Origin of the sequence: Streptomyces sp. NBC_01016, assembly GCF_026341035.1 — a bacterium.
Taxonomy (GTDB): Bacteria; Actinomycetota; Actinomycetes; order Streptomycetales; family Streptomycetaceae; genus Streptomyces.
This window is the reverse complement of sequence record NZ_JAPEOQ010000002.1, coordinates 3,353,444-3,373,746: the sequence shown is the minus strand read 5'-3', so window position 1 is coordinate 3,373,746 and position 20,303 is coordinate 3,353,444. Positions and strand designations below refer to the sequence as shown.

The 20,303-nt window shown below is 71.2% G+C and carries 21 protein-coding genes; 14 read left to right on the top strand and 7 right to left on the bottom strand.

Annotated elements, in window-relative coordinates:
* The first annotated feature begins 205 nt into the window (after positions 1-205).
* Together OG746_RS42070 and OG746_RS42065 are read left to right on the top strand one after the other, a co-directional pair.
* On the top strand, positions 206-640 hold the full coding sequence (locus OG746_RS42070) for a BlaI/MecI/CopY family transcriptional regulator (RefSeq protein WP_266724401.1): 435 nt from the start codon (positions 206-208) through the stop codon (positions 638-640).
* A gap of 3 nt (positions 641-643) precedes the next feature.
* Positions 644-1,576, top strand: a complete 933-nt coding sequence (locus OG746_RS42065; RefSeq protein ID WP_266724400.1) for a M56 family metallopeptidase — start codon at positions 644-646, stop codon at positions 1,574-1,576.
* 24 nt (positions 1,577-1,600) lie between these two features.
* On the opposite strand, the gene OG746_RS42060 is transcribed toward OG746_RS42065, so the two are convergent.
* The gene (locus OG746_RS42060) at positions 1,601-2,056 is read right to left on the bottom strand and encodes a tellurite resistance TerB family protein (protein ID WP_266724398.1); all 456 of its coding nucleotides are present in this window, start codon (positions 2,054-2,056) and stop codon (positions 1,601-1,603) included.
* A gap of 161 nt (positions 2,057-2,217) precedes the next feature.
* Between OG746_RS42060 and OG746_RS42055 the strand changes: the two genes are divergently transcribed.
* Together OG746_RS42055 and OG746_RS42050 are read left to right on the top strand one after the other, a co-directional pair.
* Entirely contained in the window at positions 2,218-3,201 is a 984-nt protein-coding gene (locus OG746_RS42055) for a sporulation protein (RefSeq protein WP_266724397.1), read from the top strand.
* Positions 3,202-3,203: 2 nt separating this feature from the next.
* Complete coding sequence (locus OG746_RS42050; RefSeq protein WP_266724395.1) at positions 3,204-3,449, top strand: twin-arginine translocase TatA/TatE family subunit; 246 nt, start codon at positions 3,204-3,206, stop codon at positions 3,447-3,449.
* A gap of 6 nt (positions 3,450-3,455) precedes the next feature.
* On the opposite strand, the gene OG746_RS42045 is transcribed toward OG746_RS42050, so the two are convergent.
* Both OG746_RS42045 and OG746_RS42040 read right to left on the bottom strand, forming a co-directional pair.
* Positions 3,456-3,725 carry a hypothetical protein gene (locus OG746_RS42045; protein ID WP_266724393.1) on the bottom strand — a complete coding sequence of 90 codons (270 nt, stop codon included), beginning with the start codon at positions 3,723-3,725 and terminating at the stop codon, positions 3,456-3,458.
* Positions 3,722-4,540, bottom strand: coding sequence for a phytanoyl-CoA dioxygenase family protein (locus OG746_RS42040; RefSeq protein ID WP_266724391.1), 819 nt, complete (start codon positions 4,538-4,540; stop codon positions 3,722-3,724). The genes OG746_RS42045 and OG746_RS42040 overlap by 4 nt, the downstream gene beginning before the upstream one ends.
* A gap of 70 nt (positions 4,541-4,610) precedes the next feature.
* Here OG746_RS42040 and OG746_RS42035 point away from each other — a divergent pair, with 70 nt between their 5' ends.
* A complete protein-coding gene (locus OG746_RS42035; RefSeq protein WP_266724389.1) occupies positions 4,611-5,408 on the top strand; it encodes an AraC family transcriptional regulator in 798 nt (265 codons plus the stop codon).
* A 62-nt stretch (positions 5,409-5,470) separates the two neighbouring features.
* Here the strand turns inward: OG746_RS42035 and OG746_RS42030 are convergent, their stop codons facing one another.
* Genes OG746_RS42030 through OG746_RS42020 form a run of 3 tightly spaced genes read right to left on the bottom strand, consistent with a single transcriptional unit; the run spans position 5,471 to position 8,400 of the window.
* On the bottom strand, positions 5,471-6,253 hold the full coding sequence (locus OG746_RS42030; RefSeq protein ID WP_266724387.1) for a GNAT family N-acetyltransferase: 783 nt from the start codon (positions 6,251-6,253) through the stop codon (positions 5,471-5,473).
* Positions 6,254-6,311: 58 nt separating this feature from the next.
* Positions 6,312-7,784: an arylsulfatase gene (locus OG746_RS42025; protein WP_266724385.1), complete on the bottom strand. Its 1,473-nt coding sequence runs from the start codon at positions 7,782-7,784 to the stop codon at positions 6,312-6,314.
* A gap of 49 nt (positions 7,785-7,833) precedes the next feature.
* Positions 7,834-8,400 (bottom strand): YciI family protein, encoded by a 567-nt coding sequence (locus OG746_RS42020; protein ID WP_266724383.1) that lies wholly within the window; start codon positions 8,398-8,400, stop codon positions 7,834-7,836.
* A 151-nt stretch (positions 8,401-8,551) separates the two neighbouring features.
* On the opposite strand from OG746_RS42020, the gene OG746_RS42015 reads away from it, so the two are divergent.
* From OG746_RS42015 to OG746_RS42000, 4 genes are all read left to right on the top strand, one after another.
* Positions 8,552-9,304 carry a GntR family transcriptional regulator gene (locus OG746_RS42015; protein ID WP_266724381.1) on the top strand — a complete coding sequence of 251 codons (753 nt, stop codon included), beginning with the start codon at positions 8,552-8,554 and terminating at the stop codon, positions 9,302-9,304.
* A 31-nt stretch (positions 9,305-9,335) separates the two neighbouring features.
* Positions 9,336-10,478, top strand: a complete 1,143-nt coding sequence (gene solA, locus OG746_RS42010; RefSeq protein ID WP_266724380.1) for an N-methyl-L-tryptophan oxidase — start codon at positions 9,336-9,338, stop codon at positions 10,476-10,478.
* Positions 10,479-10,560: 82 nt separating this feature from the next.
* Positions 10,561-12,021, top strand: coding sequence for a sodium:solute symporter family protein (locus OG746_RS42005; protein WP_266724378.1), 1,461 nt, complete (start codon positions 10,561-10,563; stop codon positions 12,019-12,021).
* Positions 12,018-13,208, top strand: a complete 1,191-nt coding sequence (locus OG746_RS42000; protein ID WP_266724377.1) for an NAD(P)/FAD-dependent oxidoreductase — start codon at positions 12,018-12,020, stop codon at positions 13,206-13,208. Before OG746_RS42005 ends, OG746_RS42000 begins: the two co-directional genes overlap by 4 nt.
* A 47-nt stretch (positions 13,209-13,255) precedes the next feature.
* Here OG746_RS42000 and OG746_RS41995 read toward each other — a convergent pair whose 3' ends face one another.
* A complete protein-coding gene (locus tag OG746_RS41995; RefSeq protein WP_266724375.1) occupies positions 13,256-14,440 on the bottom strand; it encodes a 4-hydroxybenzoate 3-monooxygenase in 1,185 nt (394 codons plus the stop codon).
* Positions 14,441-14,690: 250 nt separating this feature from the next.
* On the opposite strand from OG746_RS41995, the gene OG746_RS41990 reads away from it, so the two are divergent.
* From OG746_RS41990 to OG746_RS41970, 5 genes are all read left to right on the top strand, one after another.
* The gene (locus OG746_RS41990) at positions 14,691-15,809 is read left to right on the top strand and encodes an NADH:flavin oxidoreductase (protein ID WP_266724373.1); all 1,119 of its coding nucleotides are present in this window, start codon (positions 14,691-14,693) and stop codon (positions 15,807-15,809) included.
* A 240-nt stretch (positions 15,810-16,049) separates the two neighbouring features.
* The gene (locus tag OG746_RS41985; RefSeq protein WP_266724371.1) at positions 16,050-17,150 is read left to right on the top strand and encodes a carbohydrate kinase family protein; all 1,101 of its coding nucleotides are present in this window, start codon (positions 16,050-16,052) and stop codon (positions 17,148-17,150) included.
* Positions 17,151-17,169: 19 nt separating this feature from the next.
* A complete protein-coding gene (locus tag OG746_RS41980; RefSeq protein ID WP_266724369.1) occupies positions 17,170-18,582 on the top strand; it encodes an extracellular solute-binding protein in 1,413 nt (470 codons plus the stop codon).
* On the top strand, positions 18,579-19,478 hold the full coding sequence (locus tag OG746_RS41975; protein WP_266724367.1) for a carbohydrate ABC transporter permease: 900 nt from the start codon (positions 18,579-18,581) through the stop codon (positions 19,476-19,478). The genes OG746_RS41980 and OG746_RS41975 overlap by 4 nt, the downstream gene beginning before the upstream one ends.
* Positions 19,475-20,296, top strand: a complete 822-nt coding sequence (locus tag OG746_RS41970) for a carbohydrate ABC transporter permease (protein WP_266724365.1) — start codon at positions 19,475-19,477, stop codon at positions 20,294-20,296. The genes OG746_RS41975 and OG746_RS41970 overlap by 4 nt, the downstream gene beginning before the upstream one ends.
* Positions 20,297-20,303 lie beyond the last annotated feature (7 nt).

Sequence of the window (20,303 nt, the reverse complement as noted above, 5' to 3'; positions counted from 1 at the left end):
GGTCCGTCGGTCTGGCGGACAACCGGCTACTCCTTCGAATTTTACTTTCCATTTGCCTTCGCTACGACAACGCCCGGCCCGGCGCCGGCGTTCCCGACCACTCTCCGACGGGCCCGTACGCGGCGCCACCGCACCTCCTGCCGGGCACTCGGGGGCGAACAGGGATGATGGACCGGCCCGTACACCCAGCCACCAGGAGGAGCCGGTGACGACGTCCCGCCACAGGACCCCACGACGCGCCCAGGGCGAGCTGGAGGCGCAGGTCCTGGCCGCGCTGCGCACGGCCGAGGCCCCGGTGAGCGCCGGGTGGGTGCGCGACCGGATGGGCGGCGACCTCGCGTACACCACCGTGGTGACGATCCTGGCGCGGTTGCAGGCCAAGGACGCGGTCACCCGGCGGCGCGAGGGGCGCTCGTTCGTGTGGACGCCCGTGGCCGACGAGGCCGGGCTCGCCGCGTTCAAGATGCGCAAGGTGCTGGACGCCGAGGCGGACCGGGAGGCGGTCCTGGCCAGCTTCGTCACCTCGCTGCCCGAGGGCGACGAGCGGCTGCTGCGGGATCTGCTGCGGCGCGCTGAAGCGGACACGGACGCAGGCTCGGGAGCAGCCCCGGCGGTCGGCGACGAGGAAGGAACGGGCTGAGCCGTGGGCATCTTCGTCTTTCTGCCGCTGGTGCTGCCACTGACGGCCTGGCCGGTGGCCCGGCTCGCCGCGCACCGGCTGCATCCGCGCACCGCGACCCGACTCCTGACCTGCGTGGCCGCCGTAATGGCGGTCTGCAGCACGGTGTGCCTCGCCCTGTTGATGGTCGTCGGCACCGCGCAGCTGCCGGGCAATCCGCTGCCGGACGGCTGGTCGGATCCCGAGGTGCGGGCCGCCGTGCCGCAGGACGAGATCGCGGGCAAGGCTGCCATTCCGGCGCTGCTCGCCGTCGTCGCGGCCTGCACCCGCACGCTCTGGCGCCACTTCACGCTGCGCCGCCGCGCCCACGCCGCGCTCGCGGGCCTGCCCGCCACCCAGGTCGCGGTGCTGCCCGACCCCCAGGCGTACGCCTATGCGCTGCCCGGTGGTGGTCGCGGCCGGATCGTCGTCAGCACCTCGCTGCTCGATCGGCTCGCGCCCGCGGAGCGGCGGGCCCTGTTCGCCCACGAGCGGGCCCATCTGACGGCCCGGCACCACCGTCAACTCCTGACCGTGCGCCTGGCCGCCCGCGCCAATCCCTTTCTGCGTCCGCTGAGTTCGGCCGTCGCGTACACGGCCGAGCGGTGGGCCGACGAGGAGGCGGCCGCGCTGGTGGGTGACCGCAAGGTGGTCGCCCGCGCCATCGGCAAGGCGGCCCTGTCCGCGGGCGGGCCGCGCGAGCCGCTCTTCGCGGCGTTCGCCGCTCCCGGCCCGCTGCCCCGCCGCGTCGCCGCACTGCTCGCGCCGCCGCCCACCGTCCAGGGCCGGGCCACGGCGTTCACGTCGGTGGGGCTCGCCACGTGGACGGCGGGATTCGGCGCGGCGGCGTCCGCCATGTCGTCCGCCAACTCCGCACTCACCCTGGCGGCCACGCTCCACGCGGCCACACCGCTCTGACATCGAGGGACCCGGCGCCGGCGACTAGAGGTCGAACTCGGTCGGCGCCAGGCCGAGCATCTGGCACGCCTCGCGCACGACGCCCCGCTCGGTCGGGTCGAAGTCGCCGTCCGCACCGCCGATGACGATGCCGATCTGGATCACGGCGCGCGCCTCTGCCTCCTTCTTCTTCGCCTTGGCGACCTCCTGCAACACGCTGACCTTGCCGAAGTCGAAGTCGGCCGTCAGCTTGTCGAGGTTCGCCTCGAAGCGCTTCTGAAGGTCCGTTGCGTCGAAGTTCTGCAGCACCTCGTTGCTCATGATGAGCTGCGCGACGCGGCGGCGCTCCGAGGCGTCGATGGTGCCGTCGGCCGCGGCCACCAGCGCGCACATCGCCATGGAGGCGTCCCGGAACGCCCCGGACTTCAGGTCGTTCTTCTTCGCCACCAACTGCGTCTGCATCGTCGACGCGGATTCCTTGATGCGGTCCCACAGGGCCACGGGCACTCCTCGGATTGAGATCTCGTACGTGCGCTGTTCGCGCGCCCATACTTCTACAGCACTGTAGAAACTGGCGAAGACCCGGGAAAGTTCCGCCCCACCCCTATACTTCTACACGCCTGTAGAACATCTCCTACGCCCACAAGGGAGTTCACGCCTCGATGGTGTTCAAACGACTGCTCGGCTCGCTCGGCGTGGGCGGGCCCACCGTCGACACGGTCCTCCCCGACTGGACCACCGCCCCTGGCGGCACCGTCTCCGGCCGGGTCCATCTCAAGGGCGGCAGCGGCGACTTCGAGATCGAGCACATCACCCTGGAGCTCGTCGCCCAGGTCGAGGCGGAGCACGACGACGGCGAGAGCCACGGCGTCGTGGCCTTCGACCGGTTCGTGGTCGGCGGCGGCTTCCGGCTCGTCGCGGGCGCCGAGCACAGCGTGCCGTTCACGGTGACGCTGCCGTGGGAGACGCCGATCACCGAGCTGTACGGGCAGCCGCTCGGCATCGCCCTCGGCGTACGCACCGAACTCTCGGTGGCCGGTGCCAAGGACAAGGGTGACCTCGACCAGCTCGCGGTCGGACCGCTCGCCGTACAGGAGGCGATCCTCGAAGCGTTCGGGCAGCTCGGCTTCGGCTTCACGTCCGCGGACCTGGAGTACGGGCACATCGGCGGCACCGGGCAGCAGCTCCCCTTCTACCAGGAGATCGAGCTGTCGCCTTACCCGCAGTACGCGCACGCCGTCAAGGAGATCGAGCTGACCTTCCTCGCCACGCCGGACGGCACGGAGGTGGTCCTGGAGGCCGACAAACGCGGCGGCCCCTTCTCCGGCGGCCACGACGCGCTCACCCGCTTCACCGTGGCGCACGCCGACGCGGGACGCCAGGACTGGAACGCGGTCGTCGACGGCTGGGTACGGGAGTTGGTCGAGCACCACTCGGCCTACGACACCCACGCCTCGTACGACGCCTCGTACGGGCATGATGGTGGGCACCGCTCCGGGCCGGGTGTGGGCACGGCCGTGGCGGTCGGCGCCGCCGGGCTCGCGGTCGGTGTGGTCGGCGGCATGGTCGCCGCCGAAGTCGTCGACGAGGTCGGGGACTTCTTCGAGGACGAGGACGAGAGCGACGACGAGGGCGGCGAGGACTGACCATGTTCGGACTGAGTGAGATTGCCATCGTCCTGATCGTGATCGCCGTCGTGGTCGGCGTGAAGAAGCTGCCCGAACTGACCCGCAGCGCGGGCAAGTCGGCCCGCATCCTCAAGGCCGAGGCGCGGGCCGTGAAGGAGCAGGACGACCCGGCGGGCGACCGTCCCCGGAATCCGCCGCGCGTCATCCAGGGCGAGACGGTGACTCCGCCCCAGCGCGAACCGGGACAGGAGTCACCCAACTCGTAGCCCGCCTCAGGGAGTCGGCTGGAGCTTCTCGAAGAAGAACTCGTGCTTCAGGTACGACGTGTCGTACTCGTGGCCCGGATACGGCGGGAGCAGCTGCGCGGCCTGGAAGAGGCGCCAGCCGTCGAGGAGGGCTTCGAGGCCCGTCTCGTACGGCGGCTCGTCGCTGTCGCCCGTGGTGTGGTCGGTGGTCCCGGTGCCGTCGTAGCGGGCCCAGCCGACCACCTTCGCGTCGAGCGCCGAGTTGGCGAGGTAGAGGACGAGTACCTGCTGTCTCATGCGTGGCTCCCGATGGTGGGACGGTTGGAGACCCGGGTCACCCAGTGGTCGAGGTCGAAGGTGTCGTCGCCGGTCAGCGCGCGCCACAGCCGGATCCGGTTGTGGATCTCCAGGCGGCCGGTGGCGGGCTCGTACCAGGGGAAGACGTGGCGGAGTTCGTCGCCGACCGCAGGGTCGTCGAGGTCGGAGGTGTCCCAGAGGCGCACCTGCGGCACGGTCGGATTGAACCGGATCTTGAACATGTAGCGCCGGATGTCACTGTCGTTGCGGCGCCCGCCGTGCCAGATGCCGTGGTGCATCAGCAGGACGGTGCCGGCCGGGCAGGTCAGCCGGTTCTGGCCGCGCAGGTTCTGGTAGCGGCCGGTGTCGGTCTCGTTGGTGTGCCGCAGATGGCTGCCCGGCACGCTCAGGGTGCCGCCCATGTCGAGCGTCACGTCCTGCGGGTAGTACATGAGTTGGACATCGAAGGCGTCCGGCCTCACATCGATGATCGCGTCTCCGTGCAGCGGCTGCGCGGTGCCGTCACGGGCCTCGCGCACATGCACGGCGTGATGGTCGACGGTCGGATCGGGTCCGACCAGACTCTCCAACGCCCCTGCCACAACAGGCAGTTCGAGGAGCCGTCGGGCGAAGGAGCCGTCGGGGTAGGCCTTCGGGACGGGGGTGCCGTACGGCGCGGCCGGGATCCCGGCCTCGAACACGTCGACGGCCTGGTCGTTCAGCTCCGGTGGGACGACCGCGTCGAGGCGGAGCGAACCGTGGGCGACGAAGCGCGCCATCTGTACGGAGCTCAGCAGCTGCTCACTGGTTGGCATGAGGCAAACGTAGGCAGCCGATGTCCGTTCGTCGTGGGCCCTATCGGGCCTCTACTGGTAATTTTCCGGCATGGCCGAGAGCGTCGCGTTGCAGTTGGACCAGCCGCCCGAGGTGGTCAGCGCGGGCGTCGGCGTCCACGGCGGGCAGGCGCTGCGCGAGTCCTTCCGACTGCCCGACCTGTGGCAACTTCATCTCTACAGCTACGCAGGCGAGTTGACGGTCGACGGCCTGCGCCATCCGATCCGGCCGGGACACATCAGCCTGATCCGGCCGGACACCGAGGCCCATTTCCGTTACGCGTCGCGGCGCAGCGAGCATCTGTACGCGCATTTCCGGCTGCCGGGCCGTGATCCGCAGGGGCTGCGCCGGGTGCCGGTCATGCAGGACGCGGGCGCGCAGGCGGCGCTGCTCGGAACGCTGCTCGGAACGCTGCTCGGGAGCGCGGTGGCGGCCATGCCGCTGTCGCGGGCCCGGGCCTCCGCCGAGGTGTGGACGGTGCTGTGGCACACCACCCAACTGGGCCCGCCCGAAAGGACCGGCCGCCCCCATCCGGCGCTCGCGGCGGCGACGGAGTACATCGAGCGGTCCCTCGCCACGCCGCTCACGGTGCCGGGGATCGCCGCCGCGGCGGGCGTCTCCCCCGGCCATCTGACCCGCCTTTTCCGCGCCGACACGGGAGACACCGTGGTGGCCTGGATCCGCAGACGCCGGATGGAGCGCGCCCGGCACCTGCTGCAGTCCTCCACACTCGCGATCACCGCGGTCGCCGCCACGGTGGGCATCCCGGACCTGCAAGCATTCAACAAGGCCTGCCGCAGGGAGCTGGGCGCGTCGCCGCGGGAGGTGCGGGGGCGGCGGGTGGTGTGAGCGGCGTCGGACCGCCCCGGTGACACCCTGGCCGCACCCGCGCGGCCGACGAGGCTAGGGCGTCACCGGGCGCGCAGGTGCGCCGCCCCGAACCGGTGCTTGGTCATGCCGAGGCGTTCATACGTGGCGATGGCCGGCGCGTTGCCGGTGAGCACCATGAGCGCGGCGCGGCCGTAGCGGCTTACAAGGTCGTCCAGGACGTAGCCGGACACGGCCCGGGCCAGACCACGGCCACGGGCGGCGGGGTGGGTGAACACACCACCCATGAACCCGCACCCGGCCGCGGACCACGCGTCCGCCGCGACCGTCAGCGGCTCCGCCCCGACGCTGCCGTCCTCGCTGCCGGCCTCCTCGCCCACGACGCCGACGACTCCGGCCCAGCGGCGCACGCCCGCGCGCCCCGGCTGCGCGTAGGAGTCGGGGAAGTAGCGATCGAAAAGGGACGCCGCCTCCTTCTCCTCACGCGAGTCCAGCCACCGGACGCCCGCGGTGGCGGCGCCGGAAGGCGACGTGGTCTCCATCCAGAAGAACTGGTGGACGGGCACCAACCCGGGCAACCGCCGCACCAACTCATCGATCAAGTCCGCCTCCCCCAGGAGACGGTAGGACGGGCCCACCTCCTCAAGGACCCGCCGCACCAGGACGGCGGCGTCGGCGCTGTCGCCCTGGACCATGAGCCGGTCCTGCTGCTGGTTCGGACTGGCCACCGCCCACGCTTCGCCGTGTCGCCAGGCCCGCACCCCCGGCCCCGGGCTCTCGCCGTCCTGCCCCTGGGCGGCCCACATCAACTGCCCGTGCCCGGCCGCGGCCTGCTCGATCTCACTGAGTCTCGCAAGTTCCTCCATGCGACGTGTTTACCAGTCGCCCCTGGAACCGCGTGCCTGGACCCCCACGGCGGACCTGCTACCCGGCTGTCTCAACGCGTTCGCGGGTGGGGCGCAGGACGGCCACCACGGGCCGCCCGGTGACGAGTCGGCCGTCCTCGACGAAGCCCTCCTCGCGCCCGGTCAGCGCCTGGATCAGGTGTCCGCGCCAGGTGTGCAGCAGGTCCTCCGCCGCCGGGTCGTCCACCAGGTTGTGCTGTTCGTGCGGGTCGGCGGCGAGGTCGAAGAGCTGCTCGTGCCCGTCGCCCGACATCCACAGGTACTTGGTGCGTCCGTCGGTCACCCACTGCAGTGACTGTCCGAGCAGTACGTGCTCGCCGTGCAGCAACGGCCGCCAGTCGTCCGGCTGTTCGCCGCGCAGCAGCGGCACGAGGCTGCGTCCGTCGCACGTGTCGGGGACCGGCAGTCCGGCCAGGTCGAGGAGGGTCGGCATGATGTCGCGCAGCTCGACCACCTCGTCGGCGACGTTTCCGGCCGCGTACCCCTCGGGCAGTCCGCCGAAGAGCAGGGGGACGCGGGCCGAGCCCTCGTAGCCGAATCCCTTGCGGAACAGGTGGTGTTCGCCGAGCATCTCGCCGTGGTCCGAGGTGAAGGCGATGACCGTGTTGTCGCGCAGGCCGAAGTCCTCGAGGGCCATGCGGATCCGGTGGATCTGGAGGTCGATGTGGGCCATGTGCCCGTAGTAGCCGGCCCGCGCGCGGTGCATGGTCCGGGCGTCCATGCGGCCGGCGAACGCCTCGTGGTCGCCGTCCTTTCGGTGTCCCGCGAAGTCGTCCGTCCAGTCGCCCACCACGGGCTCGTACGGCGGGAGTTGGAGGTATTCGTCGAAGGCCCACTGCGGCGGGTCGTACGGCGGGTGCGGCCGGTGGAAGGACAGGTAGAGGAAGAACGGGCGTGAGGGGTCGCGCCGGTACAGCCACTCCGTGGTCTGCGTGGCGACCCAGTTCGTCGGGTGCAAATGTTCCGGCCTGTCCCAGGGGCGCGCGACGACGGAGTTGCAGCCCGCCCCGTGGTCGCTGTACTCGGCGTCGGGGCCGACGCCGGGCTGGCGGCGCAGCCACGGCACGTAGTCGTCGAAGAAGGCGAAGTTGCGGCGTTCCTCGCGGCGGGCGTAGTGCAGGAAGCCGTCGTGCAGGACGACGTCGTCGAACCCGGCGCGGGCCCGCTCGGGCCACACGTGCATCTTGCCGATGGCCTGCGTCTGGTACCCACCGCGCCCCAACTCGCCCGCCAGGGTGGTGGGGTGAGCCGTCTCGAACGGCACCCCCTCGACGTATCCGACGCGGCCGTGGCGCTCCTGGGACTGGCCGGTGAACAGGGCGGCGCGGGCCGGGATGCAGGTGGGGGTGGCGGAGTACGCGGACGTGAAATGCGTACCGGAGGCGGCGAGTTGGTCGAGGTGTGGGGTGCGTACGTGGGGGTGGCCCGCGACGGAGAGACAGTCGCCGCGCCACTGGTCGACACAGATGAGGACGATGTTCGGTGCGGACACAGGCGTCACCTTCTCGGACTTCTCAGGGGGTCGGCACGGCGGACCACGGTCACGACCGCCCGCCGAACTCCCAGTTGTGCACCTCGATGTCGGCGTACCGGCCCGGGGCCAGGACGGCGCGGGCCGCGTCCGCGTCCGGCGCCCGGAGCAGCGCCGCCGTACCCAGCCAGGAGGCACCGTCGTCGGACAACAGCGGCCCGTAGGCGACCAGTTCGTCCCGGTCGACGGACGGGTCCGGGTCGGCCGGTACGTCGAGGCCGGTGACCGGGCCCGCGCCGAGACCGAGCACGAGGTACCGGTGCCCCTCGGTCGGGCCGCCGGGGAAGTCCCACATGCTGCGCCCCAACTCATTGCGCCAGCGCCGCAGCAGCACGTCCCGGTAGGCGCCCGCCTGGTATCCGGGCTCGTCGAAGGCGAACGCGCGAGCCGCGGCGGCGTCGGGCAGGTCGACGATGTGCACGCTCCCGGTGAGCGTCTCTCCGTCGTCGGCGAACGTCGGACCGCGGGCGATCATCTCCTTCGCGTACCCGTCCATGTAGGACCAGTGCCTCTCCGCGAGTTCATAACGCAGCGCCAGGGAGTCCTTGCGGTCACGGTGGTAGCAGAGGAATTCCATGGCCCCAGGATCCCCTTCCACCGCGGCCGGCGGCAGACCGCATGCCCGCCCGCTCCCGCACCCCGCCCACACCCCGAGAATGGCCCGTGGGTAGAGATCACCCCACCCCGCACTATTGACCGGTCAATTGGCGAATGGTTGGATCAAATCAATGGGCATTCCCAAGTATCAACTGATCCGGGCCGAGATCGAGGCCCGGATCACCTCGGGTGAATGGCAGCCCGGCTCCCGCGTACCGACGGAGGCCGAGTTGCGCGAGGAGTACGGGGTGAGCCGCGCCACCGCGCAGCGCACCCTGCACGAACTCGCCCAGGCAGGCCTCGTGGTCCGCTACCGGCGGCGCGGCACGTTCGTCGCCGAAGGGGCCCGCCAGGAGAATCTGCTGCGCTTCACCGATGTGCGGCAGACCGGGCCCGAGGTACCGGGTCCGCACATCGTCCAGTCCGCCAAGGTCGTCCCGGCGGGTGACGCCGGCGTCACCCTGCCAGGAGTGCCCGACACCGAACCCGTCAACGAGCTGCGGCGCGTCAAGTACAGCGAGGACGGTCAACCGCTCGCCGTCGAACTGTCCGCCGTGCCCTTCTCCCTCGCCCCGCACCTGCTGAGCGAGGACCTTGAACAGCTGACCGTCCTGCACTACTTCCACCGCACCGGCATCCCCGTCAGCACCTCACGGATGTACGTCGAGGCCCAGGTCCTGGACGAGACGACCGCGGCCCTGCTGGAGACCCCGCCCGGCGAGGCCGTCCTGCGGCTGCGACGTCTCACACGGCTGACCGACGGCGGGCTCGCGGAGGCCATGTGGCACATCATGCGCCCGGGGCTCACCGAGTTCTTCGTCGAGCAGTCGGTCCTTGATCTGCCGGAAACGGCGGTAGCGCCGGAGGTGCCGGGCGGGTCCTGAAACCTTCTCGTACTCGCTGGAAGGAACCCTCATGTCCACTCCCCCGCTGCGCGTCGCCGTCGTCGGTACCGGTGTCATCGGCGCCATGACGGCCTGGCACCTCGCCGCCCGAGGTGTCGAGGTGCTCGCCCTCGACGCGTACGCCCCCGGCCACGACCGCGGCGCCTCGGCCGGCGAGTCCCGGATCTTCCGTACCGCGTACAAGGAGGGCGCTTCCTACGTTCCGCTGCTGCGCCGCTCGTACGAACTGTGGCGCCGCCTCGAAAGCGAGGCCGACCGCGAGCTGCTCACCCTCTGCGGCGGGCTCACGCTCGGTCCGCCCGACCACCCTGATCTGCGCGCCGTTCAGGGCAGTGCCGCCGAACACGGCCTGGACGTCGAGGTGTTGGACGCCGCGGAGGCCGCGCGGCGTTTCCCGCAGCACCGGCTCGACGACGACGAGATCGCCGTCCTCGACCCGGGCGCCGGGGTGCTGCGCCCCGAGCCCGCCGTGCAGTCCGCGCTCACCCGCGCGCAGGAGCTGGGCGCCCAACTGCTGCCGTACCACCGGGTGGACGGGCTCGACGAACGCCCCGGCGGCGGTTGGCACATCCGCACCCAGCAGGGCACGTACGACGTCGATCACGTGGTGCTGAGCCCCGGCCCCTGGTCCGGCTCGTTCGCGCGGCTCGCGGGGCTTCCGTTGCAGGGGCGGCGCATCACCGCCGCGTGGTTCGCCGCCAAGGACGTCGCGGCACACCGGCCCGACCGGCTGCCGATCGCCATCCGGCGCCACCACGAGGCGGGCTTCTCCTGCTTCCCCGTGCTCGACGGAACCGCCGTCAAGATCGTGCCGCACCACCTGCCCTGGCACGACACAGGCGCCCCCGAGGACCTGCCCCGCAGCGCGGACGCCGAGTTCGCGCAGGCCGCGTCCGCCGCCGTGGCCCGGCTGCTGCCCGGCCTCGTCCCGCATCCCGTACGGATCGGTGTGTACGCCGAGGCGTTCAGCGCCGACGACCACGCGCTGGTCGGCCCGCTGCCCGGCGCCCGCGACGCCACGCTCCTCGCCGGGTTCTCCGGGCACGGCTTCAAACTCGCGCCGGTCTTCGGGGAGATCGCCGCTTCCCTGGTCACCGACGGGAAGTCGCCGTACGACATCTCGTTCCTCGACCCGGCGCGCTTCACGGGCTGACACCCACCACTCCCCCACTGGCACCCGCACGGCACCGCACACCCTCCTGGCTTCCCCCTGCCCTCCCGAGGAGCGTGACCCCTTGCCGCACCACTCCACCGCTCAAATAGCCGCGATCGTCGTCGCGGGTCTGGTCATCATCGCCGCCGGGGCGCTGCTCTCGGTGTACTTCGGCCGCCGCGCGAAGAACTCCGCCGACTGGCTCTCCGCGCCCGAGTCGCTGCCCCTCATCGTCGTCGTCATCACCCAGTTCGCGACCGCGGCGGGCGGTGGCGTACTGATCGCCCACGTCGGCATCGCGTACGCCTCGGGCTGGTCGGTCTTCGCGTACGAACTCTGCGTCGTGCTGGGCTTCTTCGGCCTGGCCCTGACCGCGCGCTGGCTGCGCGACCAGGGCTTCGGCACCGTCCCCGACGTCGTCACCCGGCTGTTCGGGCGCAGCCGGGTCGTCGTCGCGCTCGCCGGGGTGTGCGCGCTGGTCGTCCCGTTCGGCTGGCTGGCCACCCAATTCGTCGCGTTCTCCCAGCTGTTCGGGCAGTTGACCGGGCTCTCGCCGAGCCTGCTGATCGCCGTCATCGCCGCCGGTTCGCTGCTGTTCGTGCTGCCCGGCGGGCTGACATCGGTGGCCTGGACTGACTTCGTCTTCGGTATCTTCAAGATCGTGATGTCGCTCGTGGTCGCCGCCTACGCCGTGCATCTCGCGGGCGGCTGGAGCGGCATCACGACACATGTGCCCGAGCGGCTGTGGCAGCCGTCGGGCCTGTTCGCCGCCGGAGGCGACCAGGTGTGGCTGTGGGTGGCCGCGATCCTGCCCGGCACTCTCACCAACCAGCTCTACTACCAGCGCATCTTCGCCACCAAAAACGTCTCCGACGCCCGCCGCGGCATCATCCTCAGCGGGCTCACCATCCTCGTCGGCGGTGTCTACGCGGCGGCCATCGGCCTCTCCGTCCGCGCCCAGCACCCCGGCCTGAGCAACCCGGAGGAGGCGGCGGGCTGGCTGATCACGCAGCTGCCGCCGCTCCTCCTTGTCACCTACGGCGCGTTCCTGGTGGCCACCATCGTCTCGACGTCCGGCAGCGCGCTGCAGTCGGTCGTCACCAGCCTGGTGCGCGACCTGTACGGCAGCGTCGTGGGCGGGCGGCGCACCGACCGCCGCATGGTGACACTCTCCCGGCTCTGCACGGTCGTGGTCACCGCGATCGCCGCCGTGCTCGCCATCTCCTTCCCGACCGCGCTCACTTGGCTGGTCGCCACCTACGCGTACTCGGCCGCCGCGCTCGCCGCACCGCTCTTCCTCGGCTACGCGCTGCGCCGCAGGTTCCGGCTGACACCTGCCGCCGCCCTCTCCGCGATGGCCGCGGGCCTCGTGGGCTGCGGCGCGGCCCAGATCGCCGACACCGTCGTGCCGTACGCGGTGTACGGCATCGCCGCCTCCACTGTCGTCCTGCTCGGCTGCGCCCTGGCCTCGGGCCGCCCGTCGGCGCCCGTGCCCGCCCAGTCCTCCCCCGTCCCCGCACCGGAAGGAAGCACCTCCGTATGACCGCCCCCACCCCCCGCATCGCCGTCATCGGCGCCGGAGTCCTCGGCACCGCGACCGCCCGCTCCCTCGCCCTGCGCGGCGCCGCGGTCACCCTCTTCGAGCGCACCGGATTCGCCGCCGGAACGACCGGCACCACGTTCGCCTGGATCAACTCCCATGCCAAGAACCCGATTTCGTACCACGAGCTGAACGTGGCGGGTGTCGACGAGCACCACGCCCTGCGGGAGGCGGGCGGCCCGGCGCCGGACTGGTTCTTCCCGGCCGGGAACCTGGAGTGGGCGGCGGACGACGTGGGCGACGGGCGCCTCGCGGACGCTCTCGAACTCCTGGAGGGCCGGAACTATCCCTGGCGGTGGCTGAAGCCCGACCAGGCCCGCGAACTCGTGCCGGACCTCCGCGTCCCGGATGAGGTGCGGCGCATCGCGTACTTCCCCGAGGAGGGCTACGTGCTGCCGCACCCGCTCGTCGCCCGCCTGTGGGGCGAGGCCCGCGACCACGGCGCCGAGCTGCGCTGCCCGGCCGATGTGACCGGCATCGACGAACGCGCCTCTGACGTGCGGGTCGAACTGGCCGACGGCACCAGCGAGACCTTCGACTTCGTCGTCAGCGCGACGGGGCGGTGGAGCGAGCGGACCGCGGCGCTGACCGGGGTGTCGCTGCCCATGGCCGACACGAACGAGCCCGGCTCCGCCACGGTCGGCCTCCTCGGCTACACCTCCCCGACGGCGGCACGTCTCGACGCGGTACTCACCACGCCCCGCCTCAACGTCCGCCCGGACGGCGGCGGCCGGCTCGTCGTCCAGGGCCTCGACCTGGACAAGGACGCCGACCCGGCCGCGCCGCCGCCGGTGGACGGCCCGCACGCCGCCCAACTCCTCGCCCGGCTGGCCGACTTGCTGCACGGCACCGAGGGCGCCCGCCTCGAATCGTTCCGCGTCGGCCAACGCGCCCTCCCCGCGGACGGCCTCACGGTGGCGGGCCGGCTGCGCCCGGACGGCAGGGTCTACGCGCTGGCGACGCACAGCGGCATCACCCTGGGGCCGCTGCTCGGACGCCTCGCGGCGCACGAGCTGCTGACCGGCGAACGGGACCCCCTGCTGGCCGACTTCACCCCGGACCGCCTCACGGGCGCGGCACCCGACTCCTTCGGCGAGCTGGAGCGTCCGCGCTTCGCGGGCCAGCAGTGACCCGAGCTACTCAGCGTCCGCATGTCACGGCCCGACAGTGACCCGGGCTATTCCGTGAGCGAAGGCCCCATGTACTGCTCCGCGAAGGACCGTACGTACGCGGGGTCGTCGCGCAGCCGCTGCCACCGGGCGCGCCGCAGCCGTTCGCGGTAGGCGGAGCCCGGGGTGCCGGGCTCGTCGGCGTGCAGGAGTTCCAGCATGGTGTGGCTGAACTCCTGCACCTGCCACACGTCGGCAAGGCGCCGCCGGGAGTACGCGGCCAGCACCGCCTCAAGGGGCTCCTCGCCCTCGAAGTGGCTCGGAAGGGAGGCGGCGAGATCGGCGGCGTCGGCCACCGCGAGGTTCATCCCCTTGCCTCCGGAGGGCGGCACGATGTGCGCGGCGTCGCCGAGCAGCACGACGCGCCCGTGGTGCATGGGTTCCACGACCTTGGTGTGCATGTCGACGATGGCCCGGTCCAGGACGGGGCCCTCGTTGAGCGTCCAGTCCGGCAGGTCGAGCCGCGTGTGCAGCTCCTTCCAGATCCGTTCGTCCGGCCACTGCTCGACGGTGTCACCGGCGGGTATCTGGAGGTACATGCGTGTGACGTCGCGGGAGCGCAGCATGTGTCCCGCGAAGCCGTCGGGGTGCTGCGCGTACACGGTGTGCCCGGCGGACGGCGGTGCCTCGACGAGCGCGCCCAGGAGGCGGGCGTCGTGCGGGACGTCGTACCGGGTGAAGGCCGGGTCCGGCAGCGCGGCGCGGGTCGGCCCGTGCCACCCGTCGGCGCCGGCGACGAGGTCCGCGTGGATCACGGTGCCGTCGCCGCACACGACCCGCGGCGCCTCGCTCACCACGACATCGGTGACCGGGCTGCCGAGCAGCAGGGTGCCACCCTCACCGACATACGCGTCCAACAGGTCGGCCACGACGTCCTGTTGGGGGTACACATAGCTGGGCGCGTCGCCGCACCACGCCTCGTAGTCCACGGTGACCCGCTCGCCCTCGGCGTGTATCTCGCAGCGCGTGTGCGCGAGGCCCTCCGCGCGCAGCCGGTCGGACAGACCGTGCCGGTCGAGCAGTTGCACGGTCCGCCGTTCCAGGAACCCGGCCCGCGAACGCGCCAGCAACTGCTCCCGCGTGAACTTGTCGACCACCACACAGTCGACCCCACGCCGCCGCAACAACACACCGAGCGTCAGCCCGGCAGGACCGGCTCCGACAACCACCACACTCGTGTCGAGAGTACGCACCAGCTCTCACTCCTTCTGCGAGACCGGGAGGGGGGAGGCCGGCCCCGTCGCAGCACGGTACGGGAGTGATCAACACGGCTGAGCGGCAGGTCGCCCCGCCGTCCGTGGCCGGGATCACACCGCGGTGCGGCCCGCTCGCGGAATGCGCGCGGGAGGTGCAGCGGTTGCCACCGAAGATCGCCGTTTGTGCAGCGCCGCACAGCCGACCGGTTCCGATATCCCGTATGCCCGTACTTCTGAGGAGCCCCCCGTGGCCGACCCCACGTCCCGCGCCGCCGAGATACTCTCCCGTCCCGTCGCGCTGAACGGCCTGACCGTGCCGAACCGCATCGCGATGGCGCCGATGACCCGCATGTTCTCGCCGGACGGCGTTCCCGGTGAGGATGTGCGCTCGTACTACGCGCGGCGGGCCGCCGCGGGCGTCGGCCTGATCATCACCGAGGGCACCTACGTGGGCCACGACTCGGCCGGCGACAGCGACCGGGTGCCGCGGTTCCACGGTGAGGAGCAGCTGGCCGGGTGGGCGAAGGTCGCCGAGGACGTGCACGCGGCGGGCGGCACGATCGTGCCGCAGCTGTGGCACATCGGCATGGTGCGCAAGGCGGGCCAGCCGCCCTTCGCCGAGGCTCCGCCCGTCGGCCCCTCCGGTATCCGTGTCGACGGTACCGAGGGCGAGGGCAAGGAGATGACGCAGGCCGACCTGGACGACGTCATCGGTGCCTTCGCGCAGGCTGCCGCGGACGCGGAGCGGATCGGTCTCGACGGTGTCGAGGTGCACGGCGCGCACGGCTATCTGCTGGACCAGTTCCTGTGGGCGGGCACCAACCGTCGTGGCGACGCCTACGGCGGTGACGCCGTGGCCCGTACGAAGTTCGCCGCCGAGGTCGTGGCCGCGATCCGCGAGCGTGTCTCCGCCGAGTTCCCGATCATCTTCCGCTACTCGCAGTGGAAGCAGGAGGCGTACGACGCGCGGCTCGCCGAGACCCCGGAGGAGCTCAATGCGATTCTCGCCCCGCTCGCGGCGGCCGGTGTCGATGTCTTCCACGCCTCCACCCGCCGTTACTGGCGTCCGGAGTTCGACGGCTCGGACCTGAACCTCGCGGGCTGGACCAAGAAGCTCACCGGGAAGCCGACCATCACCGTCGGCTCCGTCGGTCTCGACGGCGACTTCATCCGCGGCTTCGCGGGCGAGGGTTCCCCGGTCAAGGGCATCGACGACCTTCTCGACAGCCTGGAGCGCGACGAGTTCGACATGGTCGCGGTCGGCCGCGCCCTGCTCCAGGACCCGGACTGGGCGGCGAAGGTCCTCGCCGGACGCTTCGACGAGCTGAAGGCGTACGACGCGGCGGCTCTGAAGACGCTGAGCTAGTAGACCGAAACCCGACGAAGGGGCGTCCGCCCTCCCGCCACACGGCCGGAGGGCGGACGCCCCTTCGTCATGCGCAGAGACATGCACAGCGTCGTGCACAGAGACATGCACAGCGTCATGCACAGAGCCGGCGCCCGCGCAAAGGTGAGCAACTTCTTGCAACTGCCTGGCCGGAAGTGCATGGTATCGATCATCGTTGCGCCGCATCGGCCGACGTTCGCGAACAGGGAGGGTACGACGGTGAGTCCAAGCAGGGCGGTGTGCGACTGCATCGATCCGCTGGCGGGGGTGCGTGCCACCGGCGATCCCGAACACGACGTGTTCCTCACGGGAACCGTCTTCATGGACCTGGTGTTCACCGGGCTCGCCGGCGCCCCGAAGATCGGCACCGAGAACTGGGCCCGCGGCATGGGCTCCAGCCCCGGCGGCATCGCGAACATGGCCACCGCGCTCGCCCGCCTGGGCCTGCGCACCACGCTGGCGGCCACGTTCGGCACCGATCTGTACGGCGACTACTGCTGGGAGTCGCTCGCCGACGTCGAGCGCGTCGACCTCACCCACTCGCAGCGGCTCCCCGGCTGGCACTCGCCGCTGACGGTCTCCATGGCGTACGACGGCGAGCGCACCATGGTGACGCACGAGCACCCGGCGCCCCCGCTGGAGCACACCGTGCCGCGCGCCCGCGCCGGCGTGGCCTCGCTCGAACCCGACCGCGAGGACGCCTGGCTGCGGCAGGCGCACGACCAGGGCGCCCGGATCTTCGCCGATGTCGGCTGGGACGAGTCGGGCCGCTGGGACACCGCGACGCTGACCGGCCTCCGGTACGCCCATGCCTTCCTGCCGAACGCCACCGAGGCGCTGCACTACACGCGCACCGACACTCCGCAGGATGCGGTGGCCAAGCTGGCCGATCTCGTTCCTATCGCCGTTGTCACCAAGGGGTCCGAAGGCGCCGTCGCCGTCGACTCGCTCTCCGGGGAGCACGCCGACGTCCCGAGCCTGAGCGTGGAGGCCCTCGACCCGACAGGCGCCGGGGACGTGTTCATGGCCGGGTTCGTGACCGGCACCCTCGCGGGGTGGCCGCTCGCGGACCGCCTCGCCTTCGCCAACCTCACGGCCGCCCTGTCCGTGCAGCACTTCGGTGGTTCGCTGTCCGCGCCGGGCTGGGTCGAAGTGGCTGCCTGGTGGGGCGAGTTGGCAGAGCGGGCCGCCAAGGCGGGTGACGCCGCCACCACGGAGCTCGTGCGGCGCTACGGCTTCCTGGCCGATGTCGTGCCCGCCCGGCTGCACGAGGTGGCCCGCCGCCGAGCCACACCGACCCTCGGCTTCCGGGCCGCGTAGGAGACACGGAGACACCACCATGAGCTCAAGATTCACGCGGCGGTCGGTGCTCGCGGCCGCCCTCGCCGTCGGCGCCGCGAGCTGCACACCGGGCACCGACGGTTCGGGCGCCGTGACCGGTGACACCGCACCGGGCGGCGGCAACGGCATACCCGACCCCAAAAAGGCCGGGAACGTGACGCTGCACGTGTGGGACCAGGAGGTCCGCGGCGGCACCAACGCCGAGATCGAGCAGCTCAACAAGGAGTTCCAGCACACGTACCCGAACGTCACGATCAAGCGGGTCTCGCGGAGCTTCGACGACCTCAAGACGACGCTCAAACTGGCCCTTTCCGGCAACAATCCGCCCGATGTCGTCCAGGCCAATCAGGGCTACCCGGACATGGTGGCGTTCGTCGAGGCGGGCCTGCTCACACCGCTCGACAATTACGCGGGCATCTACGAGTGGAACACCCGCTACCCGGCGACGCTCCTCAACCTCAACCGGGTCTCCGTGGCGGAGCCGGGCGCGTCCCGCCGCTTCGGCACAGGACGCCTGTACGGGATCTCCCAGACCGGCGAGTTCGTGGGCCTCTACTACAACAAGAAGGTCCTGAAGCAGGCGGGCGTCCAACCCCCGCGCACCTGGGCCGAGTTCACGGACAGCCTCGCGGAGCTGAAGAAGGCGGACGAGCTCCCGATCCAGTTCGGCAACCTCGACAAGTGGCCCGCGATCCACACCTTCGGCATGCTCCAGGACCAGCAGGGCGCCGCGCAGGCCCGCGACACCGTCCTCGGCCGCGGCGACGGCTTCGTCACGTCCCGTACGACGAAGGCGGCCACCACGCTGACCGACTGGCTGGACCGCGGCTACCTCCCCAAGGACGCCAACGGGCTCGGCTACGACGACGCCAACAAGAAGTTCATGGCCGGGCAGGGCGCGTACACGATCACCGGTACGTGGATGCTGGCCGACCTGAAGAAGCGACTCGGCGACGACCTCGGCATCATGCCCCCACCACCCGCCACCGAGGGCGGCAAGCCCGCCACCACCGGCGGTCAGGGCCTGGCATGGTCGGTCACCTCGCGCTCCGCACACCCCGAGGTCGCGGCCGCGTACCTGGACTTCATCACCAGCGAGCACGCGGCGGACGTGATGACGCGCAACGGCGTGCTGCCTGCGGTCCCCGGAAAGGCGGCGGACGCCCTCGACCCGAAGTCCCCCGACGGCCAAATGGTCGACGCTTGGCGTCAGTTGACGTCGGCGGACGGTCTGGTCCCGTACCTGGACTACGCGACGCCCACGTTCTACGACACGAGCTCGGCGGCCCTTCAGGACCTCATCGCGGGCAAGACCTCGCCGCGGAACTTCGCCCGCAAACTCCAGTCCGACTACGCCCCGTTCATCAAGAAGCAACAGGGCAAGGCCAGTTCGGGAGCGTCGGACTCGTGAAAGGCAAACCCACATCCACGAGCCGGGCCCCCGGCGAACCCCGCTCCATCGGCTACCTCTACGTCCTGCCCGCACTGGCCGTCTACGGCCTGTTCCTCCTCTACCCCTTCGGCCAGGCGGTGGGTCTCTCCTTCCTCCACTGGGACGGCCTGACCCGGGCCACGTCCGCAGGCCTGGACAACTACACGGCACTCTTCACGGACCCGACGCTTCGCGCCCCCTTCGGCCACGCACTCATCCTGCTGGTCTTCTACGCGGCGCTGCCGGTGGCCATCGGCCTGTTGCTCGCGGCGACGATGTCCCGCATCCGGGTCCGCGGCCTGACCTTCTTCCGTACGGTGCTGTTCCTGCCGCAGGTCCTGGCCATGGTCGTCGTCGGTGTGGCCTGGCGCTCGATCCTGGCGCCCGACGGCCTGCTCAACGACGTACTGCGGGGCGTCGGCCTCGACGGCCTGGCCCGCCCGTGGCTGGGCGACGACACATGGGCGCTGCCCGCCGTGGGCGTCGTCGGCACCTGGGTCATGACCGGCCTGTGCATGGTCCTCTTCCTCGCCGGAGCGCAACGCATCCCGCGCGAGCTGTACGAGGCGGCGCGGCTCGACGGAGCGGGCGCGGTACGGGAGTTCTTCGCGGTGACACTGCCCGGACTACGGGGCGAGATCTCCGTCGCCCTGACCCTCACGATCATCGCGGGCCTGCGGAACTTCGACCTGATCTACATCACCACGGGCGGCGGCCCCGGCAATGCCACCTCCGTACCGGCCTACGAGGTCTACCACCGTGCCTTCGAACTGAACGAGGTCGGCTCGGCGGCCGCCATCGGCGTGGCACTCACCGTCCTCATCTTCGCCCTGACCGTCACGGTCTCCCGTCTCGTCGAAGGGCGCCGCGCATGACCTCGCGCATCGAACGCACGGCCACGTACGCGATCCTGGCGCTCTTCGCGGTCCTGGCGCTGACCCCGGTGATCGGCATCCTCTCCACCGCCTTCTCCTCCCCGGACTCGGTGGGCGGCGGCTTCGCCCTCCCGGACACCCTCCACTGGTCCAACTTCCAACAGGCGTGGCAGCGCGGCCACTTCGGCACGTACCTCGGCAACTCGGTGCTGGTGACGGTGGTCGTGGTGACGGCCTCGACGGTGCTGTCCATCCTGGCCGCGTACGCCTTCGGCACGATGCGCTTCCGCGGCTCGACGCTGCTCTTCTACCTGTTCGTCCTGGGCCTCACGCTCCCTCAGGAGGCGCTGGTCGTCCCGCTCTACTTCGACCTCCGCTACTTCCACCTCACGGACACCTACTGGGCGCTGATCCTCCCGCAGACCGCCCAGTCCCTGGCCTTCGGTGTGTTCTGGATGCGCACGTACTTCATGAACAGCACGCGCTCGGTGATCGAGGCGGCGCGCGTCGACGGCGCGAACACCTGGACCACGCTCTGGCGCATCCTCGTCCCGATGGGCCGCCCGGCCATCACCACGCTCATCGTGATCACGTTCATGTGGACGTGGAACGAGTTCCTGATGGCCCTGGTCATGATCAGCGACGAGTCCCTCCGCACGGTCCCCCTGGGCCTCGCCTTCTTCCAGGGCCAGCAGAGCGCGGACACGACGCTGCTGGCGGCGGCGTCCGCGCTGATCGCGTTGCCGGTGGTGGTCGTGTATGTGGCGTTGCAGCGGAAGTTCATCGAGGGGATGTTGAGTGGGGCGGTGAAGGAGTAGGGGGCGC

Bases quoted from the DNA above. Each gene is read 5' to 3' on its own strand.
- solA (WP_266724380.1), top strand. From the start codon at position 9,336: ATGTCCACTCCCCCGCTGCGCGTCGCCGTCGTCGGTACCGGTGTCATC.
- OG746_RS42015 (WP_266724381.1), top strand. From the start codon at position 8,552: ATGGGCATTCCCAAGTATCAACTGATCCGGGCCGAGATCGAGGCCCGG.
- OG746_RS41970 (WP_266724365.1), top strand. From the start codon at position 19,475: ATGACCTCGCGCATCGAACGCACGGCCACGTACGCGATCCTGGCGCTC.
- OG746_RS42045 (WP_266724393.1), bottom strand. From the start codon at position 3,725: ATGAGACAGCAGGTACTCGTCCTCTACCTCGCCAACTCGGCGCTCGAC.
- OG746_RS42040 (WP_266724391.1), bottom strand. From the start codon at position 4,540: ATGCCAACCAGTGAGCAGCTGCTGAGCTCCGTACAGATGGCGCGCTTC.
- OG746_RS42030 (WP_266724387.1), bottom strand. From the start codon at position 6,253: ATGGAGGAACTTGCGAGACTCAGTGAGATCGAGCAGGCCGCGGCCGGG.
- OG746_RS42050 (WP_266724395.1), top strand. From the start codon at position 3,204: ATGTTCGGACTGAGTGAGATTGCCATCGTCCTGATCGTGATCGCCGTC.
- OG746_RS41980 (WP_266724369.1), top strand. From the start codon at position 17,170: ATGAGCTCAAGATTCACGCGGCGGTCGGTGCTCGCGGCCGCCCTCGCC.
- OG746_RS42000 (WP_266724377.1), top strand. From the start codon at position 12,018: ATGACCGCCCCCACCCCCCGCATCGCCGTCATCGGCGCCGGAGTCCTC.
- OG746_RS42055 (WP_266724397.1), top strand. From the start codon at position 2,218: ATGGTGTTCAAACGACTGCTCGGCTCGCTCGGCGTGGGCGGGCCCACC.
- OG746_RS42035 (WP_266724389.1), top strand. From the start codon at position 4,611: ATGGCCGAGAGCGTCGCGTTGCAGTTGGACCAGCCGCCCGAGGTGGTC.
- OG746_RS42020 (WP_266724383.1), bottom strand. From the start codon at position 8,400: ATGGAATTCCTCTGCTACCACCGTGACCGCAAGGACTCCCTGGCGCTG.